Source organism: Catellatospora vulcania, from assembly GCF_009720385.1.
Classification (GTDB): domain Bacteria; phylum Actinomycetota; class Actinomycetes; order Mycobacteriales; family Micromonosporaceae; genus Catellatospora; species Catellatospora vulcania.
In genome coordinates, this window is record NZ_WARX01000001.1 from 363,075 (window position 1) to 385,425 (window position 22,351).

22 protein-coding genes are annotated in these 22,351 nt (G+C 71.0%); 18 read left to right on the forward strand and 4 right to left on the reverse strand.

Features of this window, described 5'->3' with window-relative positions; all coding sequences use genetic code 11:
- Positions 1–10 precede the first annotated feature (10 nt).
- Positions 11–727, reverse strand: coding sequence for a TetR/AcrR family transcriptional regulator (locus F6W97_RS20865; RefSeq protein WP_155372125.1), 717 nt, complete (start codon positions 725–727; stop codon positions 11–13).
- A gap of 99 nt (positions 728–826) precedes the next feature.
- Between F6W97_RS20865 and F6W97_RS20870 the strand changes: the two genes are divergently transcribed.
- The 8 genes from F6W97_RS20870 (at position 827) to ispG (ending at position 10,623) form a co-directional block, all read left to right on the forward strand.
- Positions 827–2,935 carry an MMPL family transporter gene (locus F6W97_RS20870; RefSeq protein WP_155372126.1) on the forward strand — a complete coding sequence of 703 codons (2,109 nt, stop codon included), beginning with the start codon at positions 827–829 and terminating at the stop codon, positions 2,933–2,935.
- 407 nt (positions 2,936–3,342) lie between these two features.
- A complete protein-coding gene (locus F6W97_RS20875; RefSeq protein ID WP_155372127.1) occupies positions 3,343–4,497 on the forward strand; it encodes an alkaline phosphatase PhoX in 1,155 nt (384 codons plus the stop codon).
- Positions 4,498–4,517: 20 nt separating this feature from the next.
- The gene (locus F6W97_RS20880; protein WP_155372128.1) at positions 4,518–5,696 is read left to right on the forward strand and encodes an alkaline phosphatase PhoX; all 1,179 of its coding nucleotides are present in this window, start codon (positions 4,518–4,520) and stop codon (positions 5,694–5,696) included.
- Positions 5,697–5,752: 56 nt separating this feature from the next.
- Positions 5,753–6,295, forward strand: coding sequence for a hypothetical protein (locus F6W97_RS40195; RefSeq protein ID WP_196279333.1), 543 nt, complete (start codon positions 5,753–5,755; stop codon positions 6,293–6,295).
- Positions 6,296–6,297: 2 nt separating this feature from the next.
- Positions 6,298–6,843, forward strand: a complete 546-nt coding sequence (locus F6W97_RS20885; RefSeq protein ID WP_230686843.1) for a GNAT family N-acetyltransferase — start codon at positions 6,298–6,300, stop codon at positions 6,841–6,843.
- 207 nt (positions 6,844–7,050) lie between these two features.
- On the forward strand, positions 7,051–8,232 hold the full coding sequence (gene dxr, locus F6W97_RS20890) for a 1-deoxy-D-xylulose-5-phosphate reductoisomerase (RefSeq protein WP_155373003.1): 1,182 nt from the start codon (positions 7,051–7,053) through the stop codon (positions 8,230–8,232).
- The gene (locus F6W97_RS20895; protein WP_407924603.1) at positions 8,229–9,452 is read left to right on the forward strand and encodes a M50 family metallopeptidase; all 1,224 of its coding nucleotides are present in this window, start codon (positions 8,229–8,231) and stop codon (positions 9,450–9,452) included. The genes dxr and F6W97_RS20895 overlap by 4 nt, the downstream gene beginning before the upstream one ends.
- A 7-nt stretch (positions 9,453–9,459) precedes the next feature.
- Positions 9,460–10,623 (forward strand): flavodoxin-dependent (E)-4-hydroxy-3-methylbut-2-enyl-diphosphate synthase, encoded by a 1,164-nt coding sequence (ispG, locus tag F6W97_RS20900; protein WP_155372130.1) that lies wholly within the window; start codon positions 9,460–9,462, stop codon positions 10,621–10,623.
- Positions 10,624–10,791: 168 nt separating this feature from the next.
- Here ispG and F6W97_RS20905 read toward each other — a convergent pair whose 3' ends face one another.
- Entirely contained in the window at positions 10,792–11,385 is a 594-nt protein-coding gene (locus F6W97_RS20905) for a PadR family transcriptional regulator (RefSeq protein WP_155372131.1), read from the reverse strand.
- 161 nt (positions 11,386–11,546) lie between these two features.
- Here F6W97_RS20905 and F6W97_RS20910 point away from each other — a divergent pair, with 161 nt between their 5' ends.
- The 3 genes from F6W97_RS20910 to F6W97_RS20920 all read left to right on the forward strand — a co-directional run bounded on the left by F6W97_RS20910 (position 11,547) and on the right by F6W97_RS20920 (position 13,239).
- The gene (locus F6W97_RS20910) at positions 11,547–12,383 is read left to right on the forward strand and encodes a GNAT family N-acetyltransferase (RefSeq protein ID WP_155372132.1); all 837 of its coding nucleotides are present in this window, start codon (positions 11,547–11,549) and stop codon (positions 12,381–12,383) included.
- A 126-nt stretch (positions 12,384–12,509) separates the two neighbouring features.
- Positions 12,510–13,028 (forward strand): hypothetical protein, encoded by a 519-nt coding sequence (locus F6W97_RS20915; RefSeq protein ID WP_155372133.1) that lies wholly within the window; start codon positions 12,510–12,512, stop codon positions 13,026–13,028.
- 52 nt (positions 13,029–13,080) lie between these two features.
- The gene (locus F6W97_RS20920; RefSeq protein ID WP_155372134.1) at positions 13,081–13,239 is read left to right on the forward strand and encodes a hypothetical protein; all 159 of its coding nucleotides are present in this window, start codon (positions 13,081–13,083) and stop codon (positions 13,237–13,239) included.
- 174 nt (positions 13,240–13,413) lie between these two features.
- Here F6W97_RS20920 and F6W97_RS20925 read toward each other — a convergent pair whose 3' ends face one another.
- Positions 13,414–14,634 carry an NAD(P)/FAD-dependent oxidoreductase gene (locus F6W97_RS20925; protein ID WP_155372135.1) on the reverse strand — a complete coding sequence of 407 codons (1,221 nt, stop codon included), beginning with the start codon at positions 14,632–14,634 and terminating at the stop codon, positions 13,414–13,416.
- Between the two features lie 229 nt (positions 14,635–14,863).
- Between F6W97_RS20925 and F6W97_RS20930 the strand changes: the two genes are divergently transcribed.
- From F6W97_RS20930 to F6W97_RS20960, 7 genes are all read left to right on the forward strand, one after another.
- The gene (locus F6W97_RS20930) at positions 14,864–16,207 is read left to right on the forward strand and encodes a glutamine synthetase family protein (protein WP_155373004.1); all 1,344 of its coding nucleotides are present in this window, start codon (positions 14,864–14,866) and stop codon (positions 16,205–16,207) included.
- A gap of 2 nt (positions 16,208–16,209) precedes the next feature.
- Entirely contained in the window at positions 16,210–17,553 is a 1,344-nt protein-coding gene (locus F6W97_RS20935; protein ID WP_230686965.1) for an aldehyde dehydrogenase family protein, read from the forward strand.
- 87 nt (positions 17,554–17,640) lie between these two features.
- Positions 17,641–18,405: a 3-oxoacyl-ACP reductase gene (locus F6W97_RS20940; protein ID WP_155372137.1), complete on the forward strand. Its 765-nt coding sequence runs from the start codon at positions 17,641–17,643 to the stop codon at positions 18,403–18,405.
- Positions 18,406–18,410: 5 nt separating this feature from the next.
- A complete protein-coding gene (locus F6W97_RS20945) occupies positions 18,411–19,154 on the forward strand; it encodes a gamma-glutamyl-gamma-aminobutyrate hydrolase family protein (protein WP_269059703.1) in 744 nt (247 codons plus the stop codon).
- Between the two features lie 200 nt (positions 19,155–19,354).
- Positions 19,355–19,912 (forward strand): pyridoxamine 5'-phosphate oxidase family protein, encoded by a 558-nt coding sequence (locus tag F6W97_RS20950; protein WP_155372139.1) that lies wholly within the window; start codon positions 19,355–19,357, stop codon positions 19,910–19,912.
- A 10-nt stretch (positions 19,913–19,922) separates the two neighbouring features.
- Positions 19,923–20,780 (forward strand): type I methionyl aminopeptidase, encoded by an 858-nt coding sequence (gene map, locus F6W97_RS20955; RefSeq protein WP_155372140.1) that lies wholly within the window; start codon positions 19,923–19,925, stop codon positions 20,778–20,780.
- 116 nt (positions 20,781–20,896) lie between these two features.
- Entirely contained in the window at positions 20,897–21,592 is a 696-nt protein-coding gene (locus F6W97_RS20960) for a VIT1/CCC1 transporter family protein (protein WP_155373005.1), read from the forward strand.
- A gap of 139 nt (positions 21,593–21,731) precedes the next feature.
- On the opposite strand, the gene F6W97_RS20965 is transcribed toward F6W97_RS20960, so the two are convergent.
- Positions 21,732–22,190, reverse strand: coding sequence for a nitroreductase/quinone reductase family protein (locus F6W97_RS20965; protein WP_407924596.1), 459 nt, complete (start codon positions 22,188–22,190; stop codon positions 21,732–21,734).
- Positions 22,191–22,351: the final 161 nt, after the last annotated feature.

Here is a 22,351-nt window from a genome sequence, read left to right on the forward strand (position 1 = left end):
CCGCGACTCTTTAAGAGTTGCGGCGGGAGGCGGGCGTGGCGGTGGCCGGGATCTGGGCGGCGAAGGAGGCGAGTTCGGCTTCGAAGAGCGGCTCGGTGTCGGTGGCGGCCCAGCTGAGCTGGCCGAAGAGTTCGGCGGCGAGGATGCCGTAGAGCCGGGTCCAGGAGGTCAGGAAGACGGCGGTGACCTCGATCGGCAGCTCGCCGTGCGCGGGCAGCGCTCCGGCCAGCCGGTCGAGGTCGACGTGCGGGACGGCGGGCAGCCGCCCGGCCTGCCACAGCTCCAGCATGGGCTGCACGAAGATCTGGCCGAACTGCGCGCCCGCGCACTGCAGGTCTTCGCACTGCTGATGGAACTGCTCCACGCCGGGCAGCGGAGGTCCGAAGATCAGGGTCGCCTCGGGCCGGTGCGCCAGCGCCCAGCGTCGCAGCTCGCGTGCCATGACGAGCAGTTGCCGCACCGGGTCGGTGTCGGGATCGGCGTCGCGGGCGGCCTCGCAGGCGATGCGCACCTCGTTGTGCAGGTCCGTGCACAGCTCGATGACCAGCGCGTCGAGCGCGGGCACGTAGCGGTAGAGGGCGGCGGCGGTCATGCCCATGTCCCGGGCGATGGCGCGCAGCGAGATGCTCGCCGGTCCGCTCGCGACCAGCTGCGCCCGCGCGAAGTCCTTGATCTCGGTCAAGGTCCGTTCGCGCTGGCGCTCGCGGCGGTGTGAGGTGTCCGACATAGAGCTCCCTTGACGGCAGTGAACGTCGTCCGCGAAAGTAAACACCGTTCACTCAAATGAGTGCTGTAAACAAGCATATAGGTTCCGGAGAGGAATCCGATGTTCGCGTGGTGGGGGCGTGCGGTCGTTCGCTGGCGCTGGCTGGTGCTCGGGATCGCCGCGGCGGTGCTGGTCATCGGGGCATCCTGGGGCGGCGGTGTGTTCGGCGATCTGATCAGCGGCGGGTTCGACGACCCGGGCAGCGCGTCCAGCCGGGCGCACCGGGAGATCACCGCCCAGCTGGGCCGCCAGGACGTCGACATCCTGGCGCTGTACTCGTCCGACACCGAGCGCTACGACGCCGAGCCGTTCCGGGCCGCGGTCACCGAGGTCGCCTCGCGGCTGAGCGGGCGGCCTGAGGTGTCCAGCGTGGTCGGCCCCTACACCCCGGGGGTTCCCGGCAGGTTCTCCTCCTCCGACGGGCACGCCACCTACCTGGCGATCCAGCTGCGCGACGGGGACGAGAACAGCAAGCTCGACGACCTCGCCGCGCTGCGCGACGACCTGGTCGCCGACCGGGTGCACACCGAGATCGGCGGGCTCATCCCGTTCCTGGACGACGCCAACACGCAGATCAACGGCGACATCACCAAGGCCGAGCTGATCAGCCTGCCGATCCTGCTGGTACTGCTGGTCTTCATCTTCCGCGGCCTGGTCGCCGCGGCCACCCCGCTGTTCGTCGGGGTGCTCGCCGTACTCGGCGCGTTCATCGCAGTACGCCTGCTCGCACAGGTCACCGACGTGTCAGTGTTCGCCGTCAACATCATCACGATGCTCGGCCTGGGCATGGCCATCGACTACGCGCTGTTCGTGGTGAGCCGGTTCAGAGAGGAGCTGGCCGCCGGGCGCAGCCCGGCCGACGCCGTCGCGCACACGCTGTCCACCGCCGGCCGCACCGTGCTGGTCTCCGGCCTGACCGTGGCGCTCGCCCTGGCCAGCCTGCTGATCTTCCCGATGGACTTCCTCAAGTCCATGGCCTGGGGCGGCATGGCCGCGGTGCTCGTCGCCATGCTCGCCGCGCTCACCGCCCTGCCCGCCCTGCTGGCCGTGCTCGGCCCGAAGATCAACGCGCTGCGGGTGCCGCTGCCGAAGCTGTTCCGGACGCGCCCGGAGGGTGAGGGCGGCTGGGCGCGCATCGCCCGCAGTGTGATGAGCCGGCCCGTGCTGTACGCCCTCGGTGTCGCCGCGGTCCTCGCGCTCACCGCGACCCCGTTCCTGCGGGCCCAGTTCGGCGGCTTCGACGAGAGGGTGCTGCCCGCGGGCACCGAGTCGCGCACGGTCACCGAACGCATCGCCGACGAGTTCCCCGGCGGCAGCGCCGCCCCGATCAGCGTCCTGATCCTCGGCCCCGGCGCGGACACGATGCTGACCCGCATCCAGGCCGTGCCCGACGTGCCGAACGCGATGATCGCGGCGCAGCAGGGCGATGCGACCCTCATCACGGCGTCGTACCCGGGCGAACCGGCCGACGAGAGCGCCCGTGAGGTCGTGCAGGCGATCCGGGACCTGCCCGTGCCCGACGGCACGCAGCTGCTGGTCGGCGGGCGCACCGCGGCCGACCTGGACCAGCTCGACTCGATCGGCGGGCGGCTGCCGTGGATGCTCGGGATGGTCGCCGTCAGCACGTTCCTGCTGCTGTTCCTGGCGTTCGGCTCGGTCGTGCTGCCGCTGAAGGCCATCATCATGAACGTCATCTCGATCGGGGCGTCGTTCGGCGTGGTCGTCTGGATCTTCCAGGACGGGCACCTGTCGGAGTGGCTGGGCTTCACCGTCACCGGCTTCCTGGAGCCCGGCAACATGGTGCTGATGCTCGCGGTCCTGTTCGGACTGGCCACCGACTACGAGGTGTTCCTGCTGTCGCGGGTCCGGGAGGAGTGGGACGCCACCGGGGACAACACCCAGGCCGTCGCGTCGGGGCTGCAGCGCACCGGCGGGATCATCACCGCGGCGGCGCTGCTGCTGATGGTGGTCCTCGGCGGCTTCGCCACCGGAGGCACGACCACGATCAAGGTGCTCGGCATCGGCATGGTCGTCGCCGTCGCCATCGACGCCGCCCTGGTCCGGGCCGTACTGGTACCCGCCACCATGCGCCTGCTCGGCCGCTGGAACTGGTGGGCCCCCGGCCCCCTGGGCCTCGTCTACCGCCGCTACGGCCTCAAGGAGGCCTGACCCGCCCGCCGTAGGCCACTTCCGGGGCCGCCGTAGGCGGTTGCCGGGCCAAGATCGCTGTTTCGTGTCAGAAAGCGCAGTTCGACCGCACTTTCTGACACGAAACAGCGATCTTCCGCGTCCTCCACCTGGGCCGGTGTCGCCTGCCGCACCGAAGCCGCGTCGTCAGGCATCGGGAGTGATGGAGGGCCACGGCGAGCTCGCCGTACGGGAGGTTCGACAGGTGGTCTGTCGGCTCGGCGCCCATGGGTACTCGTCAAAGGCGCGCACCGGTACGAGCTGTCGTACCGGCAAACGGTGCCGCTGGAAACCGTTGGGACATAAGGCGTTCATCTGACCACGGGATGGGCGACGTCTGGGGCACTTAGCGTGCCGGTGACAGACATCGACCATCGTGGAGGTCTATCGTGGACCGTCGTAACGTGCTGCGCGCCGGGGTCGTGGGCGGCGCGGCCGCCGCATTCTCGGGCGCGCTGTGGAAAGAGGCGTTCGCCGCACCGGCCCAGCCCGGTCCGGGCCCGTACGGGGCGCTGCAGGCCGCCGACGCGAACGGCATCATGCTGCCCTCCGGTTTCACCAGCCGCGTCATCGCGAGATCCAGCCAGACCGTGCCCGGCACGTCGTACACCTGGCACAGTGCCCCCGACGGCGGCGCCTGCTTCGCCGACGGCTCGGGCTGGATCTACGTGTCGAACTCCGAGGTCTCCGCGGGCGGGGCGTCGGCGGTGAAGTTCAACTCGGGCGGCACCGTCACCAGCGCGTACCGCATCCTGTCCGGCACCTCCACCAACTGCGCGGGCGGCCACACCCCCTGGAACACGTGGCTGTCCTGCGAGGAGACGACGACGGGCCGGGTCTGGGAGACCGACCCGTGGGGCGTGAACGCGGCCGCGGCCCGCCCGGCGATGGGCCGGTTCAAGCACGAGGCCGCCGCCTGCGACCCGGTGAACCACGTCATCTACCTGACCGAGGACCAGACCGACGGGTGTTTCTACCGGTTCATCCCGAACACCTGGGGAAACCTCGCCACCGGCACCCTTCAGGTGGCCAAGGGCGGTTCCGGCACCTCCGTCACGCTCACCTGGGCCACCGTGCCAGACCCGGACGGCTCGCCGACCGCGACCCGCAACCAGGTCAGCGGCGTGAAGCGGTTCAACGGCGGCGAGGGGTGCTGGTTCGACAACGGCATCGTCTACTTCACCACCAAGGGCGACAATCGAGTCTGGGCCTACCACACGGCCACCGCGCAGATCGAGCTGGCGTACGACGACTCGCTGGTGAGCGGCACGCCGCCGCTGACCGGGGTCGACAACATCACCGGCAGCGCGACCAGCGGGGATCTGTTCGTCGCCGAGGACGGCGGCAACCTGGAGATCTGCGTGATCACCCCGGACGACGTCATCGCGCCGTTCCTGCGCATCACCGGGCAGAGCTCCTCGGAGGTCACCGGCCCGGCGTTCAACCCGGCCGGGAACCGCTTCTACTTCTCGTCGCAGCGGGGCACCTCGGGTTCCTCGTCCGGCGGGATCACGTACGAGGTCACCGGGCCGTTCCGGTCCTGAGCGCCGACGGGAGGAACCTGATGGACCGACGTCAGGTGCTGCGGGCCGGGGTCGTCGGCGTCGGGGCGGTGGCGTTCTCGGGCGCGCTGTGGCAGGAGGCGTTCGCCGCGGTCGCCCAGCCGGGGCCGAGCCCGTACGGCGGCCTGTCGGCGACCGATGCCAACGGACTGGCGCTGCCGGCGGGCTTCACCAGCCGGGTGATCGCGCGTTCCGGCCAGGACGTGCCGGGCACGGGGTACGGCTGGCACTGGGCACCGGACGGCGGTGCGTGCTTCGCCGACGGCGCGGGCTGGATCTACGTCTCCAACTCGGAGATCCCGGTCGTCGGCGGGGCTTCGGCGATCAGGTTCAGCCCGGACGGGAACGTGCACTCGGCGTACGGGATCCTGTCCGGCACCAGCGTCAACTGCGCGGGCGGGGCGACGCCGTGGCACACCTGGCTGTCGTGCGAGGAGATCCCGCTCGGGCGGGTCATGGAGACCGACCCGTGGGGTGTGCAGCCGGCCCGCGAGCGCACCCGGCTGGGCCGGTTCAAGCACGAGGCCGCCGCCTGCGACCCCGACCGCCGGGTCGTGTACCTCACCGAGGACGAGGGCGACGGCTGCTTCTACCGCTTCGTGCCCGACGTGTGGGGCGACCTGAACACCGGCCGGCTCCAGGTGCTCTGCGGCCCGGCGGGCGCCACCTCCGGGCCGGTCACCTGGCAGGACATCCCGGACCGGGACGGCTTTCCGGTGCCCACCCGCAGGCAGGTGGGCGCGGCCATGCGTTTCGACGGTGGTGAGGGCTGCTGGTACGACCGCGGCACCTGCTACTTCACCACCAAGGGCGACAACCGGGTGTGGGCGTACGACGCCGCGGGGTCGACCATCGCCCTGGCGTACGACGACTCGTTGGTCGACGGCACACCGCCGCTGACCGGCGTGGACAACATCACCGGCGCGCCCCGTAGCGCCGACCTGTACGTGGCCGAGGACGGCGGCAACATGGAGATCAACGTCATCACGGCCGAAGGGGTGGTCGCGCCGTTCCTGCGGCTCAACGGGCAGGGCGCCTCCGAGATCACCGGTCCGGCGTTCAACCCGGCCGGAAACCGGCTCTACTTCTCGTCCCAGCGCGGCGCCACCGGCGCCAAGTCGGGCTCCGGCGGCATCACGTACGAGGTCACCGGCCCGTTCCGGAGCGTGTCAATCCGTTGACGTGCAACGGGACCACCGGCGTTGACCATGGGAGGAGCGGTGGACATACTGCCCCGATGCAGATCCACAGCGAGGACCTCGTCCAGGTGACGTGGATGTGGGACCGTGCCGGGTATCGGCGGCTCGCCTGGATGGACAAGGCCTCACGGAACCGCGCCGACGTGGTGGTGGCGCTGGTCAGCCTGACCGTCGCGGCCTGGACCTTCGACCTCTGGATCAAGCAGGGCGGCCCGTGCCCGTTCAGCGGGGTCTGGCTGTCGATCCTCGGGGTCGGTCTGGTGGCGAAGGTGTCCCTGTCCGCCTGGCTGTCGCTGCGGAAGTCTCCCGACTTCTGGTATTCGCCGATGACGGTGCGCATCGACGCCGCCGGTGTCCGCCTGATCCAGGCGAGCGGGGAGTACTTCTGCCGCTGGGCGCTGATGTCGCCGGTCGTGCGTACTGCGGAGGACTGGCATTTCGTGGTGCCCGGAGCCGGCGGGATCACCGTGCCGAGAGGGCTGATCACGCCCGCCGACGACGCGGCGATCGCGGCGGTCGTCGACAGGTACGCCCACCTGGTCGGCAGGCCGGACGACATGCCCCCGCCGGCGGAGGTCTGACCTTGCTCCTCGAAACCGGGCGCCTCGTCATCAGGGAGTGGACCGACAGTCCTGCCGACCTGGCCCGCAACTACGACATCTACCGTCTTGACGAGGTCACCCGCTGGCTCGGGATGCCGACCCCGCTGGCCGATCCGGCGCAGTCGCAGCTCGTCATCGACCGGCGGCACGAGTACTACACCGCCGAACCGGGCTACGGGGTGTGGGCGGTCGAGCAGCGCGACACCGGGATGGTCGCCGGATCGGTGCTGCTCAAGCCGCTGCCGGAGCCCGCCGACGGGCCCGGCGGGGGCGAGGTCGAGATCGGCTGGCACCTCCACCCCGACTCGTGGGGGCACGGGTACGCCACCGAGGCGGCACGGGCCGTGCTGGCGCACGGGTGGGCGCTCGGGCTGACCGAGATCCACGCGATCGCCCGCCCCGACAACGCGCCCTCGCTGGCGGTGATGCGCCGCATCGGCATGACCCGGATCGGCCGCACCCACCGCTGGTACGACATCGAGGCCGAGCTGTACGTGATCACCCGGCAGCACGCTCCCGTTGACTGATATCCGACCCGTTCACATCCGAGGTCTGGAAGCCCGGCTCCAGGACAAGGGCGAACTTGTGCGGCGGAGAATCAGGCACGCCGACATTCTCGGCCATTTTCGCCGGAAACAGCACCCAGGCATGTGGTGGTGACACGGGCGAGGGCCCGCCCGAGTGCCGGTGAAGGCGAGTCGGCGAGAATGGAAGGCATGATCCCCCGCGAGATCGTGCTGCTCGGCTCCACCGGGTCGATCGGCACCCAGGCCATAGACATCGTGCGCCGCAACCCGGACCGGTTCCGGGTGGTCGCGCTGGGCGCGGGCGGCGGCAACGTGGCCCTGCTGGCGCAGCAGGCGCTGGAGCTGGGGGTCGAGGCGGTCGGGGTGGCCAAGGCCACCGCCGCGCAGGACCTGCAGCTGGCGTTCTACGCCGAGGCGCAGCGCCGCGGGTGGTCGTCCGGCGAGTTCAAGTTGCCGAAGATCCTGGCCGGCCCGCAGGCGATGACGGAGCTGGCCCAGTGGCCGGCGGACATCGTGCTCAACGGGGTGGTCGGCTCGCTGGGGCTCGCGCCGACGCTGGCCGCGCTGCGGGCGGGGCGCATCCTCGCGCTGGCCAACAAGGAGTCCCTGGTGGCCGGCGGGCCGCTGGTGCGGGCGGTGGTCAAACCGGGGCAGATCGTGCCGGTGGACAGCGAGCACTCGGCGCTGGCGCAGTGCCTGCGCGGCGGCACGCGGGCCGAGGTGCGCAAGCTGATCCTGACCGCGAGCGGGGGCGCGTTCCGCGGCCGCCGCCGCGAGGAGCTGGGCGGGGTCACCGTCGAGGAGGCGCTCAAGCACCCGACCTGGGACATGGGGCCGGTGGTGACGATCAACTCGGCGACGCTGGTGAACAAGGGCCTTGAGGTGATCGAGGCGCACGAGCTGTTCGACGTGGCGTACGACGACATCGAGGTGATGGTGCACCCGCAGTCGGTGCTGCACTCCCTGGTCGAGTTCACCGACGGCTCGACGCTGGCCCAGGCCAGCCCGCCGGACATGCGGCTGCCGATCGCGCTGGCGCTGGGCTGGCCGGACCGGGTGCCCGAGGCGGCCGCGCCCGTCGACTGGACGCTGGCGCACAACTGGGAGCTGCGCCCGCTGGACGTCGAGGCGTTCCCGGCGGTGGAGCTGGCCAAGGCCGCGGGCCGGGCCGGGCGCTGCCGGCCGGCGATCTACAACGCCGCCAACGAGGAGTGTGTGGCGGCTTTCACAGCGGGCCGTCTGCCGTTCCTGGCCATCGTCGACACCGTCGGGGAGATCCTCGACGGTGCGCCCGACTTCGACGAACCGGGTACCGTCGAGGACGTGCTCGCCGCGGAGCACTGGGCGCGCACGCGCGCCCACGACCTGATCAAGGAGCAGAGCGCCTGATGACCGCCCTGGGGTTCATCCTTTTCGTGCTTGTCATCCTGATCTCCGTCAGCCTGCACGAAGCCGGCCACATGGGCACGGCGAAGGCGTTCGGCATGAAGGTGACCCGTTATTTCGTGGGCTTCGGTCCCACCCTGTGGTCGTTTCGCCGCGGCGAGACCGAATACGGCGTCAAGGGGATCCCGCTCGGCGGGTTCGTCAAGATCGTCGGTATGACGCCGCAGGACGAGGACGCCGACGACCCGAAGGCGATGTGGCGCTTCCCGGTGTGGAAGCGCTCGATCGTGATGTCGGCGGGTTCGATCGTGCACTTCATCCTGGCCGCCGTCGCGATCTGGGGGCTGGCCGTCTTCTCCGGCCTGCCGAACCCGGAGCTGCCGGAGGGCAACGCGTCCCAGCCCGCGATCATCAACGTCACCGACTGCGTGGTGCCGAAGGCGGAGCAGCGCGACTGCGTGCCCGGCCAGGACCCGAAGAGCCCGGCCAGCCTGGCGGGCCTGCGCGACGGCGACAAGCTGGTCGCCATCAACGGCAAGCCGGTCGCCGACTACGGCGACGTCATCGAGAGCATCCGCCCGCTGGCGGCCGGTCAGGTCGCCACGATGAGCGTGCTGCGTGACGGCGCCCCGCTGGACCTGAAGGTCACTCCGCTGCCGGTCGAGCGCGAGATGACCGACGGCAGCATCCGCCCGGTGTCCGCGATCGGGGTGGGGCTGACCCCGACGATCGCGCCACTGATCAAGTACGGCCCCGGGGAGGCGTTCGGGGCGAGTGCCCAGTACGCCGGCTCGATGGTCACCGCCACGTTCGAGGCGCTCAAGCAGTTCCCGCAGCGCATCCCGGCGCTGTTCTCCGCCATCGGCGGCGAGAAGCGCGACCCGAACACCCCGATCAGCGTGGTGGGCATCAGCCTGCTGGGCGGTGAGGCGGTGAACGAGGGCGCGTGGAGCATGTTCGTCGGGCTGTTCATCGCGTTCAACCTGTTCATCGGCATCTTCAACCTGCTGCCGCTGCTTCCCCTGGACGGGGGACACCTGTTCATCGCGTGGTTCGAGAGAATTCGTTCATGGGTGTACGCGCGGTTGCACAAGCCCGACCCGGGCCGGGTCGACTACTTCAAGCTGATGCCATTGACCTATACGGTCATCCTGATCTTCGGTGCCTTCACCCTGCTGACCGTCACCGCGGACCTCGTCAACCCCATCTCGATCTACAAGTGAGTGTGCTGTGACTGCGATCAACCTTGGTATGCCGGCTGCTCCTCCCGTGCCGCTCGCGCCGCGGCGCCAGAGCCGGCAGATCATGGTCGGCAGCGTGCCGGTCGGCGGCGGAGCGCCGATCAGCGTGCAGTCGATGACGACCACCCTGACCTCCGACGTCAACGCGACCCTGCAGCAGATCGCGGAGCTGACCGCGTCCGGCTGCCAGATCGTGCGGGTGGCGGTGCCGTCCCAGGACGACGTCGAGGCGCTGCCCGCGATCGCCCGCAAGTCGCCGATCCCGGTGATCGCCGACATCCACTTCCAGCCCAAGTACGTGTTCGCGGCGATCGACGCGGGCTGCGCGGCGGTGCGGGTGAACCCGGGCAACATCCGGCAGTTCGACGACAAGGTCAAGGAGATCGCCGCGGCGGCCTCCGCGGCCCGGGTGCCGATCCGGATCGGCGTGAACGCGGGTTCGCTGGACAAGCGCCTGCTGGAGAAGTACGGCAAACCCACCGCCGAGGCGCTGGTCGAGTCGGCGCTGTGGGAGTGCTCGCTGTTCGAGGAGCACGGCTTCCGTGACATCAAGATCAGCGTGAAGCACAACGACCCGGTCGTGATGATCAGGGCGTACCGGCTGCTCGCGCAGCAGTGCGACTACCCGCTGCACCTCGGCGTGACCGAGGCGGGCCCGGCTTTCCAGGGCACCGTGAAGTCGGCGGTGGCGTTCGGCGCGCTGCTGGCCGAGGGCATCGGCGACACCATCCGGGTGTCGCTGTCGGCCCCGCCGGTCGAGGAGATCAAGGTCGGCACCGCGATCCTGGAGTCGCTGAACCTCAAGGAGCGGGGCCTGGAGATCGTGTCCTGCCCGTCCTGCGGCCGCGCCCAGGTCGACGTGTACACCCTCGCCGAGCAGGTCACCGCCGCCCTGGAAGGCTTCCCGGCGCCGCTGCGGGTCGCCGTCATGGGCTGCGTCGTCAACGGCCCCGGCGAGGCCCGCGAGGCCGACCTCGGCGTCGCCTCCGGCAACGGCAAGGGCCAGATCTTCGTCAAGGGCCAGGTCATCAAGACCGTCCCCGAGTCGATGATCGTCGAGACCCTGGTCGAGGAGGCCATGAAGATCGCCGCCGACATGGGCATCGACCCTCTCGCCGACGCCCCGACCCCCGCCGTGGTCACGGTCCACTGACCCTGCACCCCGAGAAGGCCCCGTTCCTGGAGGAACGGGGCCTTCTCGCGTCTCGCACCACTGCCATGATCGCGACGATCTTGCGTGAACTGCTGCCCTTTTGCCCGGTAGGGGCGTGTCGTCCCCACGGTTCGCGCAAGATCGTCGCGATCGTGGGGGCGTAGGCGGTCACTCGGCGAGGATGGAGTAGAGCTTGCGCTTGGTGTCCTGGAGGGTTTGCAGGGCCTGCTGGCGCTGGGCGGGGGTGCCGGACATGGCGACCTGGCGCAGGGCGCTCATGATGGCGAAGCCCGCCTCGCGGAACTCCTGGGACTGGGCGATGTGGTCGGCGTCGAAGTCCTGCCAGGGGCGGCCGCCGCCGGACTCGCTGACCGTGGTGGCCTCGGTGCGGCCGGTGTCGGTGAGGGTGAAGCGCTTGCGGCCGCCGGCCTCCTCGCTGACGATCAGGCCCTCGTCCTCCAGCAGCTGCAGCGTCGGGTAGATCGAGCCGGGGCTCGGCCGCCACACACCGCCGGTGCGGGTCTCCAGTTCGGAGATCATCTCGTAGCCGTGCATCGGGCGCTCCAGGAGCAGCCCCAGCACCGCCGCGCGGGTGTTGCCGCGCCGGCCGCGTCCCCGGCCGTGTCCGCGGCCGCCGTGGCCGAAGCCGCCGGGACCGCCCGGGCCGAACGGCGGCCGCATCGGCCCGAAGGCGAACAGCCGCGGGTCGTGGCCGGGCCCATGGCCGTGATCGTGCACGTCGTGTCCGTGTCGTCGGAACATGTCGTTCTCCTCTTTCGGGAAGGACCCGCTGGCGCGGGCCTCTTTCGAGTATCGCTGACTTATCGGCGATGTGTTTACGATATATCGGCAACGTGTCGGCGACAACCCTGATTCCGGGGGATACCACTGGCGGCCCGCGCGGATCTCATTAGGCTGTGGTCATGCTCACCCTTCCGGTGCGGCAGCTGGCCGAAGCTGACCGCGCCGCAGTGGAACGCCTGCTTGCGGCGTATCCGATCGCGGCGGCGCAGGTGGCTGAGCGGGTCGCGACACGTGGGCTGGGCTGGCGTGCCGACGGCCGGCTCTACGGCTACGGCAGCCGCCGGCATCCGGACGCGGTGCTCTGGTCGGGCGGGCAGGTCTCCCCGGTCGGCGCCGATGCCGCCGCGGTGGCCGCGTTCGCCGAGATGGTCTCCGGGCAGCCGCGGGTGTGCGCGTCGCTGGTGGGGGAGTCGCAGGCCGTGCTGGGCCTGTGGGAGCTGCTGAAGCCCGCCTGGGGCCCCGAGCGCACCGTACGTGCCGACCAGCCGCTGCTCGTCGTGGACAACCCGCCCGCGGTGGCGGCCGACCCGCTGGTGCGCCAGGTCCGGCCCGACGAGGTCGACCTCGTCTTCCCGGCCTCCGTGGCGATGTACACCGAGGAGGTCGGGGTGTCGCCGCTGGGCGACGACGGGGGACGTGGCTACCGGGGGCGCGTGGCGGAGCTGGTGAAGGCGGGGCGGTCGTACGCCCGGATCGTCGACGGCACGGTGGTGTTCAAGGCCGAGCTGGCGGTGGTGACCCGGCATACCGCGCAGGTGCAGGGGGTCTGGGTGGACCCGTCCTGGCGCGGGCGCGGCTTCGCGATCGCCGGGATGGCGGCCGTGGTGCGTGACGCGCTGCGCCGGGTCGCGCCGAGCGTGAGCCTGTACGTCAACGACTTCAACACCCCGGCCCGCCGCGTGTACCAGCGGCTGGGCTTCCGGCAGGTGGGGTCGTTCGCGACCGTCCTGTTCTGACGGTAAGTCCGGACGGCGCGCCACGCCGAAGCCACGACCAGTTTCGTGACTTTGCGCACCTAGCTAACTACGTTAAGTAACGATAGTGGCTGACCAGATGTGACGGCCGGCGAGGTGACAACCCCTATGGGGCGGATCGTTAAACAACTCTCTGACACGACCACGAAGTACTACTGGTATCCCGGAGAGAAGCAGGAGTGGATCCGCGCAGTGGTCGCCATCGGCACCGGCGGCGCGTCCGCAGCCATGCTGATGATGCTCACCCGCAACACCCTCGCCGCAGTCGTGGTCGGCTGCTCGGTCACCCTGGCGGTCTCCGGGTTCAACTTCGGCCGCCGGGACGCCAAGGCGCTGTCCGGGTTCCCCAACCTCAGCGACAAGGCCGCCCGCCGCGCCGCGATCTCCCACTCCGGACGTGCGGCCTGGCGGGCGAGCGCGCACGGTGTGGGCGGGGCGGTGGCCGCGATCGTGGTGCTCAACCTGGCCCACCACGGCTGGGTCGCCGACTGGCTGCTACCCGTCGTGCCCGCCGTCGTCGGCGCCCTGGCCCACCAGACCGGCATGATCTGGGAACAGCTGGCCAGCACCGTAGCCAGCCCCGGCCCCGCCGCCCCCGCCCCGGCTGCGAAGCCGTCCACCGAGTGACCCAGCGCCATCGCCGGCCGACAGTGATGGCGAGCCGCCTAAGGCTGCGGCCGTGATGATCATGCCGCTGCTGGCAGCTGTGACGATCATGCCGCTGCTGGCAGCTGTGACGATCATGCTGCTGCTGGCAGCCGTGGCGATCGTGCCGCTGCTGGCAGCCGTGATGATCGCTGTTTCGTGTCATGATCTGCGGTCGGACCACAGGTTCTGACACGAAACAGCGATCTCTGCCGCCGCCGCCCGAGTCCCATGGGCGGCCGGCGATAAGAAGGGCACCTTCCTCCACGTATGGCGATGGGAAGGTGCCCTTCCTTCGGGCGAGGCGGGGGTGGGCGTGCGGCGTGCGGGCGCGGGTGCGGGCGCGGTTCGGGGGGAAGGGCGGGGGTTAGCGGCGGAGGGTGTCGAGGGCGCGGGAGGTGGTCCAGTCGCGGTTGGCGGCGGGAGGGCCGAAGCGTTCGGGGAGCAGGGCGTCGAGTTCCCAGCTCGGGGTGCCGGAGGTGATCCACTCGGCGAGGTGGCGGCCGATGCCGCCGGACAGGCCCATGCCGTGCAGGCCGAACCCGGTCGCGATCCACAGGCCGGGCAGGGCGGAGCGGCCTGCCAGGGGAGCGCCGTCGGGGGTGAACGCCTCCACCCCGTGCATGATCTTCGCGAGCTTGGCGCGGCGTAGTTCCGGCATCCGCTCACCGGCCAGCTGCCACAGCGGAGCGAAGGCCTCGTCGTCGGGCGCGGCCAGCTCGCGGGCCTTCGCCAGGGGCTCGGCGTCTCCGGCCGGCCAGGCGGGCACCGGGTCGGGCCGGCTGCCGCCGACGATGACGCAGCCGTTGGCGCCCCGCAGGTAGAGCGACTGCTCCGGGATGCGGCAGGTGGGGGTGGCGTCCGGGTCGAGTGCGGGGTGCAGCACCTCGCTGACGCCGTACTGGTGCAGGATCGGCACGACCGGCACCACGACGCCGGCCATGGCCCCGACGGCGCCCGCCGCCGCGCCCGCCGCGTTGATCACGAGCGGGGTCTCGATGACGCCGTCGCTGGTGTGCACCGCGCGGACCTGTCCGCCGGTGGTGTCGATGCCGGTGACCCGGACTCCGGTGCGGATGCTCACCCCGTGCGCGACGGCCCCCGCGACCAGCGCGTTCACGAAGTCCTTCGGCCGCACGAAGCCCTCGCCCGGCAGCCAGGCCGCGGCCTGCACGTCGGACAGGTCGAGCCGGGGGACCAGGTTCATGGTCGCCGACGCGCCGCGCAGCTCCAGCGGCACGCCCAGCTCGTCGGCGCGGCGGGCCAGCCGGCGCAGCTCGTCGACGTGGGTGTGGCTGAGCGCGAGCCGCAGCCCGCCGACCGGACGCCAGCCGGGGTCGTGGCCGGTCTCGGCGCGCAGCATGGCCGCCAGCGCGGGCAGGTATCCGGCGAGCCGGGCGTGCCAGCCGGGCCCGTCCGGTCCGCGCATGGAGGTCACGAACCCGGCGGTGTGCCAGGTGCTGCCCTCGGTGAGCTCGTGCTGCTCCAGCAGCACCGTGTCGCGCCACCCGGCCCGGCCGAGGTGGTAGGCCAGGGAGCAGCCGACCACGCCGCCCCCGATGATCACCGCCCGTGCACTCGCTCCCATCTGGTCAGTCGTACCCGCTCCATCCTCCGAACGGAAGCCCTCCGCCACAACTTTGCCCCGCCCGCCCCGCCCTCTCCCGCCGCAACTCCTAACAAACTTGCGGCGTTCGCCGTCGGCTGAGGCGGCAAGTTTTTAAGAGTTGCGGCAGGGGGTGGTGGGGGCTCGCCACGATCAGCGATGTATTCGGGTTTGTTGACGTGGGTGGATCGTGGCGGTAGGACTGGTGGGCATGTGGTCGGTGGAGCGCCTGCGCGCGATGGTGGAGGCGGGCGACATCGACACGGTGTTGCTGGCCATGACGGACATGCAGGGCCGCCTGCAGGGTAAACGGCTGCACGCGGCGTACTTCCTGGACGAGGTGGTCGGGCACGGCAGCGAGGCGTGCAACTACCTGCTCGCGGTGGACGTGGAGATGACTCCCGTCGAGGGGTATGCGGTCTCCAGTTGGTCGCAGGGCTACGGCGACTTCGTGCTGCGGCCCGACCTGGACACACTGCGCCCGGTCCCGTGGCTGCCCGGCACGGTGCTGGTGATGTCCGATGTGCTGTGGCACGACGGCGGTCCCGTGCTGCAGTCGCCGCGGCAGATCCTGCGCCGGCAGCTGGACCGCCTGGCCGAGCGCGGGCTGACCGCGTACATCGGGACCGAGCTGGAGTTCGTGGTCTACGCGGACACGTACGAGCAGGCGGCCGCGAAGCGTTACCAGGGGCTGACCCCGGCCAACGGCTACAACGTGGACTATTCGCTGCTGGGCACGTCCCGGGTGGAGCCGCTGCTGCGGGCGATCCGGCTGGGCATGGCCGGGGCCGGGCTGGCCCCGGAGAGCGCCAAGGGCGAGTGCAACCTGGGCCAGCACGAGATCGCCTTCCGGTACGCCGACGCGCTGAAGACGGCCGACCAGCACTCCATCTACAAGCACGGGGCCAAGGAGATCGCCGCCGCGCAGGGCATGTCGCTGACCTTCATGGCCAAGCCGAACCAGCGCGAGGGCAACTCGTGCCACATCCACTTCTCGCTGCGGGACGAGGAGGGCAGGCCGGTGATGGCCGAGCACGACCGGTTGAGCCCGCTGGGCGAGCAGGTGCTGGCCGGGCTGCTGGCGACGACGGCCGAGATGAGCGTGCTGTACGCGCCGAACATCAACTCGTACAAGCGGTACCAGGCGGGCTCGTTCGCGCCGACAGCCCTGCGCTGGGGGCGCGACAACCGCACCTGCGCGCTGCGCCTGGTCGGGCACGACCACGCGCTGCGGGTGGAGCACCGCTCGCCGGGCGGGGACGTGAACCCGTACCTGGCGATCGCGGCGCTGGTCGCCGGGGCGCTGCACGGCGTCGACAACGAGCTGCCGCTGGAGCCCGCGTTCACCGGCAACGCGTACGACGACCCGGCGGCCGCCCGGATGCCCGCCACGCTGCGCGACGCGCTGCTGCGCTGGGAGTCGAGCGCGGTGGCCCGGGAGGCGTTCGGCGACGCCGTGGTGGAGCACTACGGGCACGCCGCGCGGGTGGAGCTGGCCGCGTACGACGCCGCGGTGACGGACTGGGAACTGGTGCGGGGGTTCGAGCGGCTGTGAAGATCATCAACCCGGTCACCGAGGAGCTGATCACCTCGGTGGAGCCGGTCGACGCGGCCGGGGTCGACACGGCGGTGCGGGCCGCCGCCAAGGCCTTCGAGAGCTGGCGCAACGTGTCCCCGGGTGACCGGGCCAGGCTGCTGCGCCGCTTCGCGGCCGTGGTCGACGCGCACGTCGAGGAGCTGGCGCTGCTGGAGGTGCGCAACGCCGGGCACACGATCGGCAACGCGCGCTGGGAGGCGGGCAACGTCCGGGACCTGCTCGACTACTACTCGGGTGCGCCGGAGCGGCTGTGCGGGCGGCAGATCCCGGTCGCGGGCGGGGTGGACGTGACGTTCCACGAGCCGCTGGGTGTGGTCGGCGTGATCGTGCCGTGGAACTTCCCGATGCCGATCGCCGCGTGGGGCTTCGCCCCGGCGCTGGCCGCGGGCAACACGGTGATCGTGAAACCGGCCGAGACGACGCCGCTGACCGCGCTGCGGCTGGCCGAGCTGGCCCTGGAAGCCGGGCTGCCCGAGGGCGTGCTGACCGTGCTGCCGGGCCACGGCGAGGTCACCGGGCACGCGCTGGTGACCCATCCGGGCGTACGCAAGATCTGCTTCACCGGGTCCGTCGAGGTGGGCCGCCAGATCATGGCGGCGTGCGCGGCCGACCTGACCCGGGTGACCCTGGAACTCGGCGGCAAGAGTTCCACCCTGCTGTTCGCCGACGCCGACCTGGACAAGGCCGCCGCCGCGCTGCCCGGGGCCGTCTTCGACAACGCCGGACAGGACTGCTGCGCCCGCTCCCGCCTGCTCGTCCAGCGCGAGGTGTACGACGACTTCCTGGCCCTGCTGGAGCCGCACGTCGCGGCCTGGCGCTGCGGTGACCCGATGGACCCGGCCACCGGCATGGGCCCGCTCATCACCGCCGAGCAGCGCACGCGGGTCGCAGGCTACGTGGACGGCGCGGACGTGCTGATGCGCGGCGAAGCCCCCGTCGGGGCCGGTTTCTGGCACCCGGCGACGGTGCTGGCAGCCCGCGACCCGGGCGAGCGGCACTGGCGCGAGGAGGTGTTCGGGCCCGTGCTGTCCGTGCTCGCCTTCGACGGCGAGGACGAGGCGCTGCGGCTGGCCAACGACACCGAGTACGGCCTGTCCGGGTCGATCTGGACCCGCGACGTCGGCCGGGCGCTGCGGCTGGCGCGCGGGATCGAGGCGGGCGTGCTGAGCGTCAACTCGCACTCCTCGGTGCGCTACTGGACCCCGTTCGGCGGGGCCAAGCAATCCGGACTGGGCCGCGAGCTGGGCCCGGACGCCCCGCTGGCGTTCACCGAGACCAAGAACGTCTTCATCTCCACCGAGTGAAACTCCAGCGGTGCACCGCCCGCGTCCCGCACGCTGTAAGCACGGGTCGCGGGCGCCACCGGTCGTAAGGACAGCGAGAGGCAGGGCATGGGGCGGTTGCAGGACCGGGTGGCGGTCATCAGCGGTGCGGCCAGCGGCATAGGCGCGGCCACGGCGCGGCGGTTCGCGGCGGAGGGGGCTTACGTCGTCGCCGTCGACCTCGCCGAAGAGGCGGGCAAGAAGATCGCCGAGGAGGTCGGCGGCGAGTTCGTGCAGTGCGACGTATCCGACGAGGCGCAGGTGCGCGAGCTGTTCGACGGCGTCGCGGCCCGGCGCGGGCGGCTCGACATCGCTTTCAACAACGCGGGGATCTCCCCGCCCGACGACGACTCGATCCTCGACACCGGGCTCGACGCCTGGGAGCGGGTGCTGCGGGTCAACACCACCAGCGTCTACCTGTGCTGCAAGTACGCCCTGCCGCACATGCTCGCCGCGGGCAAGGGCTCGATCATCAACACAGCCAGCTTCGTCGCCCTGATGGGCGCGGCCACGAGTCAGATCGCTTACACCGCCAGCAAGGGCGGCGTGCTGGCGATGAGCCGTGAGCTGGGTGTGCAGTTCGCCCGGCAGGGGGTGCGCGTCAACGCGCTGTGCCCCGGCCCGGTGGCCACGCCGCTGCTGATGGAGCTGTTCGCGAAGGATCCGGAGCGGGCGGCTCGCCGACTCGTCCATGTGCCGATGGGCCGGTTCGCCGAGCCCGCAGAAATCGCCGCGGCGGTAGCGTTTCTCGCCAGTGACGACTCCTCATTCATCACCGCCTCCCAGTTCGTCGTCGACGGAGGCATTACCGGGGCATACGTGACGCCGTTGTGAGCGATGTGACCAGACCGTTGATCGGTATCACCACCTATGTGGAAACGACCCGATTCCTCGTGCACGACACCCGCGCCGCGGTGGTGCCCTGGGCCTACACGGAACAGGTGGCCAAGGCAGGCGGCCGTCCGGTGCTCATCCCTCCGATGGCCGACGGCGGCGTGGAGGTCCTCGACGGCCTCGACGGGCTGATCGTGGCCGGAGGCGCCGACGTCGAGCCGGCCCGCTACGGCGAGACGCCCCACCCGAAGGTCTACACCAGCCCGCTGCGCGACGCGGGCGAGCTGCCGCTGGTGCGTATCGCGCTGAAGACCGGCCTGCCGCTGCTCGGCGTCTGCCGTGGCCTGCAGGTCATGACGGTGGCCAGCGGCGGGCGGCTGCACCAGCACCTGCCCGACGTGCCCGGCACCGGCGATCACTCCACCCACGGGCCGACCAAGGTGTACGCCGAGCACCCGGTGCGGTTCGCCACCGGCTCGCGGCTGCGGGAGCTGTACGGCGGCGAGGCGGTCGTGAACTCGTACCACCACCAGGCCGTCAAGGACCCGGGCCGGTTGGTGCCGACGGGCTGGTGCACCACGGACGACATGATCGAGGCGGTCGAGCACCCGGACCACCCGTTCGCGGTCGGCGTGCAGTGGCACCCGGAGGACATGGCGACCAACGCCCTGTTCCTGGCCCTGGTGAACGCGGCCACCCAGGTCCGCCACGCCCGTGCCAACCGCGCCGAGTTCTTCGCCACGGTCTGACCCGGTCTTCATCGGGGCGATGCGCCGCACCCCGCCTGTCATAGACGTTGGCCTATCTGGATGAGTGTGATCGCCGATTTCTCAGTCAGATAGGCCAACGTCTATGAAATCGACGGCTCGCGCGACGGCAGGGGAACGGGTGTCCCAGCTCGTGGGTGCGGGGCGGCGGGCGAGTGGGTGGCGGGGGTAGCGTCATCGGCATGGGCAAGGTGTACGAGCAGATCGACGACCGGATCCGCGACTTCCTGCTGGCGCAGCGGGTCTTCTTCGTCGCCACCGCGCCGTCCGACCCGGATGGCCACGTCAACCTCTCGCCCAAGGGCCTGACCGACTCCTTCGCGGTGCTCAGCCCCCACCAGGTGGCGTACTACGAGTACGGCGGCTCGGGCATCGAGACCATGGCGCACCTGCGCGACAACAACCGCATCGTGCTGATGGTGTGCGCCTTCGACGGCCCTCCCAAGATCTACCGCCTGCACGGCCACGGTGAGTCGGTGCTCGCCGAGGACCCCCGCGCCGCCGAGCTGATCAAGCAGTTCCCGGCCCCGCCGCACGTCGGCCTGCGCAGCATCGTCGTGATCGACGTCACCCGCGTGTCGGACTCCTGCGGCTACGGCGTGCCGCTGATGGCGTACGAGGGCGACCGCGACCTGCTCGTCCAGTTCTGGGACCACAAGACGCCCGAACAGCGCGAGCACTACCGGGCCACCCGCAACGCGCACAGCATCGACGGAGCCCCGGTCTTCGCCGAGCGCTAGAGTTCAGGGCATGAACGGCCGTGCGACGCTGACCCCTGGCAAGCTCTCCCCGTGGCGGGAGGTGCCCGCCCACATCCCCCGTCCCGAGTATGTCGGCCGCAAGCAGCCGAAGCGCTGGGACGGCCCGCTGACCCAGGACGCCGAGTCGATCGAGAAGATGCGGGTCGCGGGGCGGATCGCGGCGCAGGCCGTGCAGCTCGCCGGGGAGCACTGCAAGCCGGGTGTCTCCACCGACGAGATCGACCGGCTGGTGCACGAGTTCCTGCTCGACCACGACGCGTACCCGTCGACGCTGGGCTACAAGGGCTTCCCCAAGTCCTGCTGCACCAGCCTGAACGAGGTCATCTGCCACGGCATCCCGGACTCGACCGTGATCGAGGACGGCGACATCATCAACGTCGACGTGACGGCGTTCAAGGACGGGGTGCACGGCGACACGGACGCGACGTTCTGCGTCGGCGACGTCGCCGAGGAGGCCCGGCTGCTGGTCGAGCGCACCCACGAGGCCATGATGCGGGGCATCAAGGCGGTCGCGCCGGGCCGCCCGATCAACGTGATCGGCCGGGTCATCGAGTCGTACGCCAAGCGCTTCGGCTACGGCGTGGTGCGCGACTTCGGCGGGCACGGCATCGGCCAGTCGTTCCACAGCGGACTGTTCGTCCCGCACTACGACAACCCGAACGCGGACACCATCATGGTGCCGGGCATGACGTTCACCATCGAGCCCATGATCACACTCGGCTCCATCGCGTACGAGACCTGGCGAGACACCTGGACGGTGGTCACCAAGGACCGCCGCTGGACCGCCCAGTTCGAGCACACGCTGGTGGTCACCGAGTCCGGCGCGGACATCCTGACCCTGCCGTGAACCCCGACAAGCCCGACCCCGCCGTGGCCGCCGAGAGCGGCGTGCGCCCGGCCGGGCCTGTTCCACCCGGGGACGGTGCGCGGCTCGCGTCCGGACCGGGCGACGACCGCCCGGCCGTGTCGCCGATCGACCACGAGCACGCCGACGTCTCCGGCGGCTGGCTGCGCGCGGCGACCTTCGGCGCGATGGACGGCCTGGTCACCAACATCGGCCTGATCGCGGGTGTGGGCGGCGCCGGGGTGAGCGCGCACACCGTGGTGCTCACGGGCGTGGCCGGCCTGGTCGCCGGAGCGATCTCGATGGGGCTGGGCGAGTACGCCAGCGTGCGCACCGCCAACGAGCAGATCGAGGCCGAGGTCGCCAAGGAGCGCCGGGAGCTGCGGCACAACCCGGCCGCCGAGGCCGCCGAACTGGCCCAGCGCTGGATCGACCGGGGCATCTCGCCCGACCTGGCCCGGCAGCTCGCCGACGACCTGAGCACCCAGCCGGCCGAGGCGCTGCGCATGCACGTACGCGAGGAACTGGGCATCGACCCCGACAGCAAACCCAGCCCGTGGACGGCCGCGATCTCGTCCTTCGTCTGCTTCTCCATCGGCGCGCTGATCCCGCTGCTCAGCTACCTGTTCGGCAGCGAGTCCCTGTGGCTGGCCCTGGCCATCGGCGGCCTCGGCCTGTTCGTCGTAGGCGCCCTCACCGCCCGCTTCACCCGCCGCCGCTGGTGGTCCGCCGGCCTGCGCCAGCTCCTCCTCGGCGCCGCAGCCGCCGGCGCCACCTACCTCATCGGCGCCGCCATCGGCGTCAACACCGCCTAACCCCGTACGAAGGAAGGGCACCTTCTTAACGCTCCGCGTTATAGAAGGTGCCCTTGTTAACGCTGCGGTGCCCGCTGGCTGCGCCTTTACGTGTCGCTGCGGACGCGGTGCGCGCTGGCGCGACGGCCGGGACAGCGCGTCAGCGGGGGACGAGGGAGAAGATGCGGATCACGCGATTCGAGGCGCGTTCCTGGTAGGTCGCGTACGCCGGCCACACCGTCAGGAGGAGCTGCCATAGGCGCTCGCGCTCGGCTCCGGTGGCCGGCTCGCCGCGTACCGGGATCTCGCGGCCGTCGAGGGTGACCACCGCGTCCGGCGTGGCGAGCAGGTTCGTCGACCAGGCCGGGTGACCCTGCTGGCCCCAGTTCGAGCCGGTGACCACGAAGTTCTCTCCGTCGCGCACGTACAGCAACGGCTGGGTGCGCGGCTGACCCGACTTCCGGCCGGTGGTGGTGAGGATCAGCGTGGGCAGCAGGCCCAGCGCCACGACCCGCCCTTTGGTGAGCTTCGCGACCGCACGGTCGGCCGGGACGAGGAACCTGCCCATGCGGGCGAACCAACGGCGATGGCCCAGGTAACGGGCGAGGCGGGGCAGCATCGGCACAGTGTGCCGCAAGCGGCGGGGACGCGGAAGAGCCGGTCGCCAGCGCGCCGGCTGTCCGCCCCGACGCGGGTCAGGAGCGTGCGACGCAGAGGAAGGGCGCCTCCTTCAACGCGGAGCGTCGAGAAGGCGCCCTTCCTCTGCCCTGGCCCTCTGAC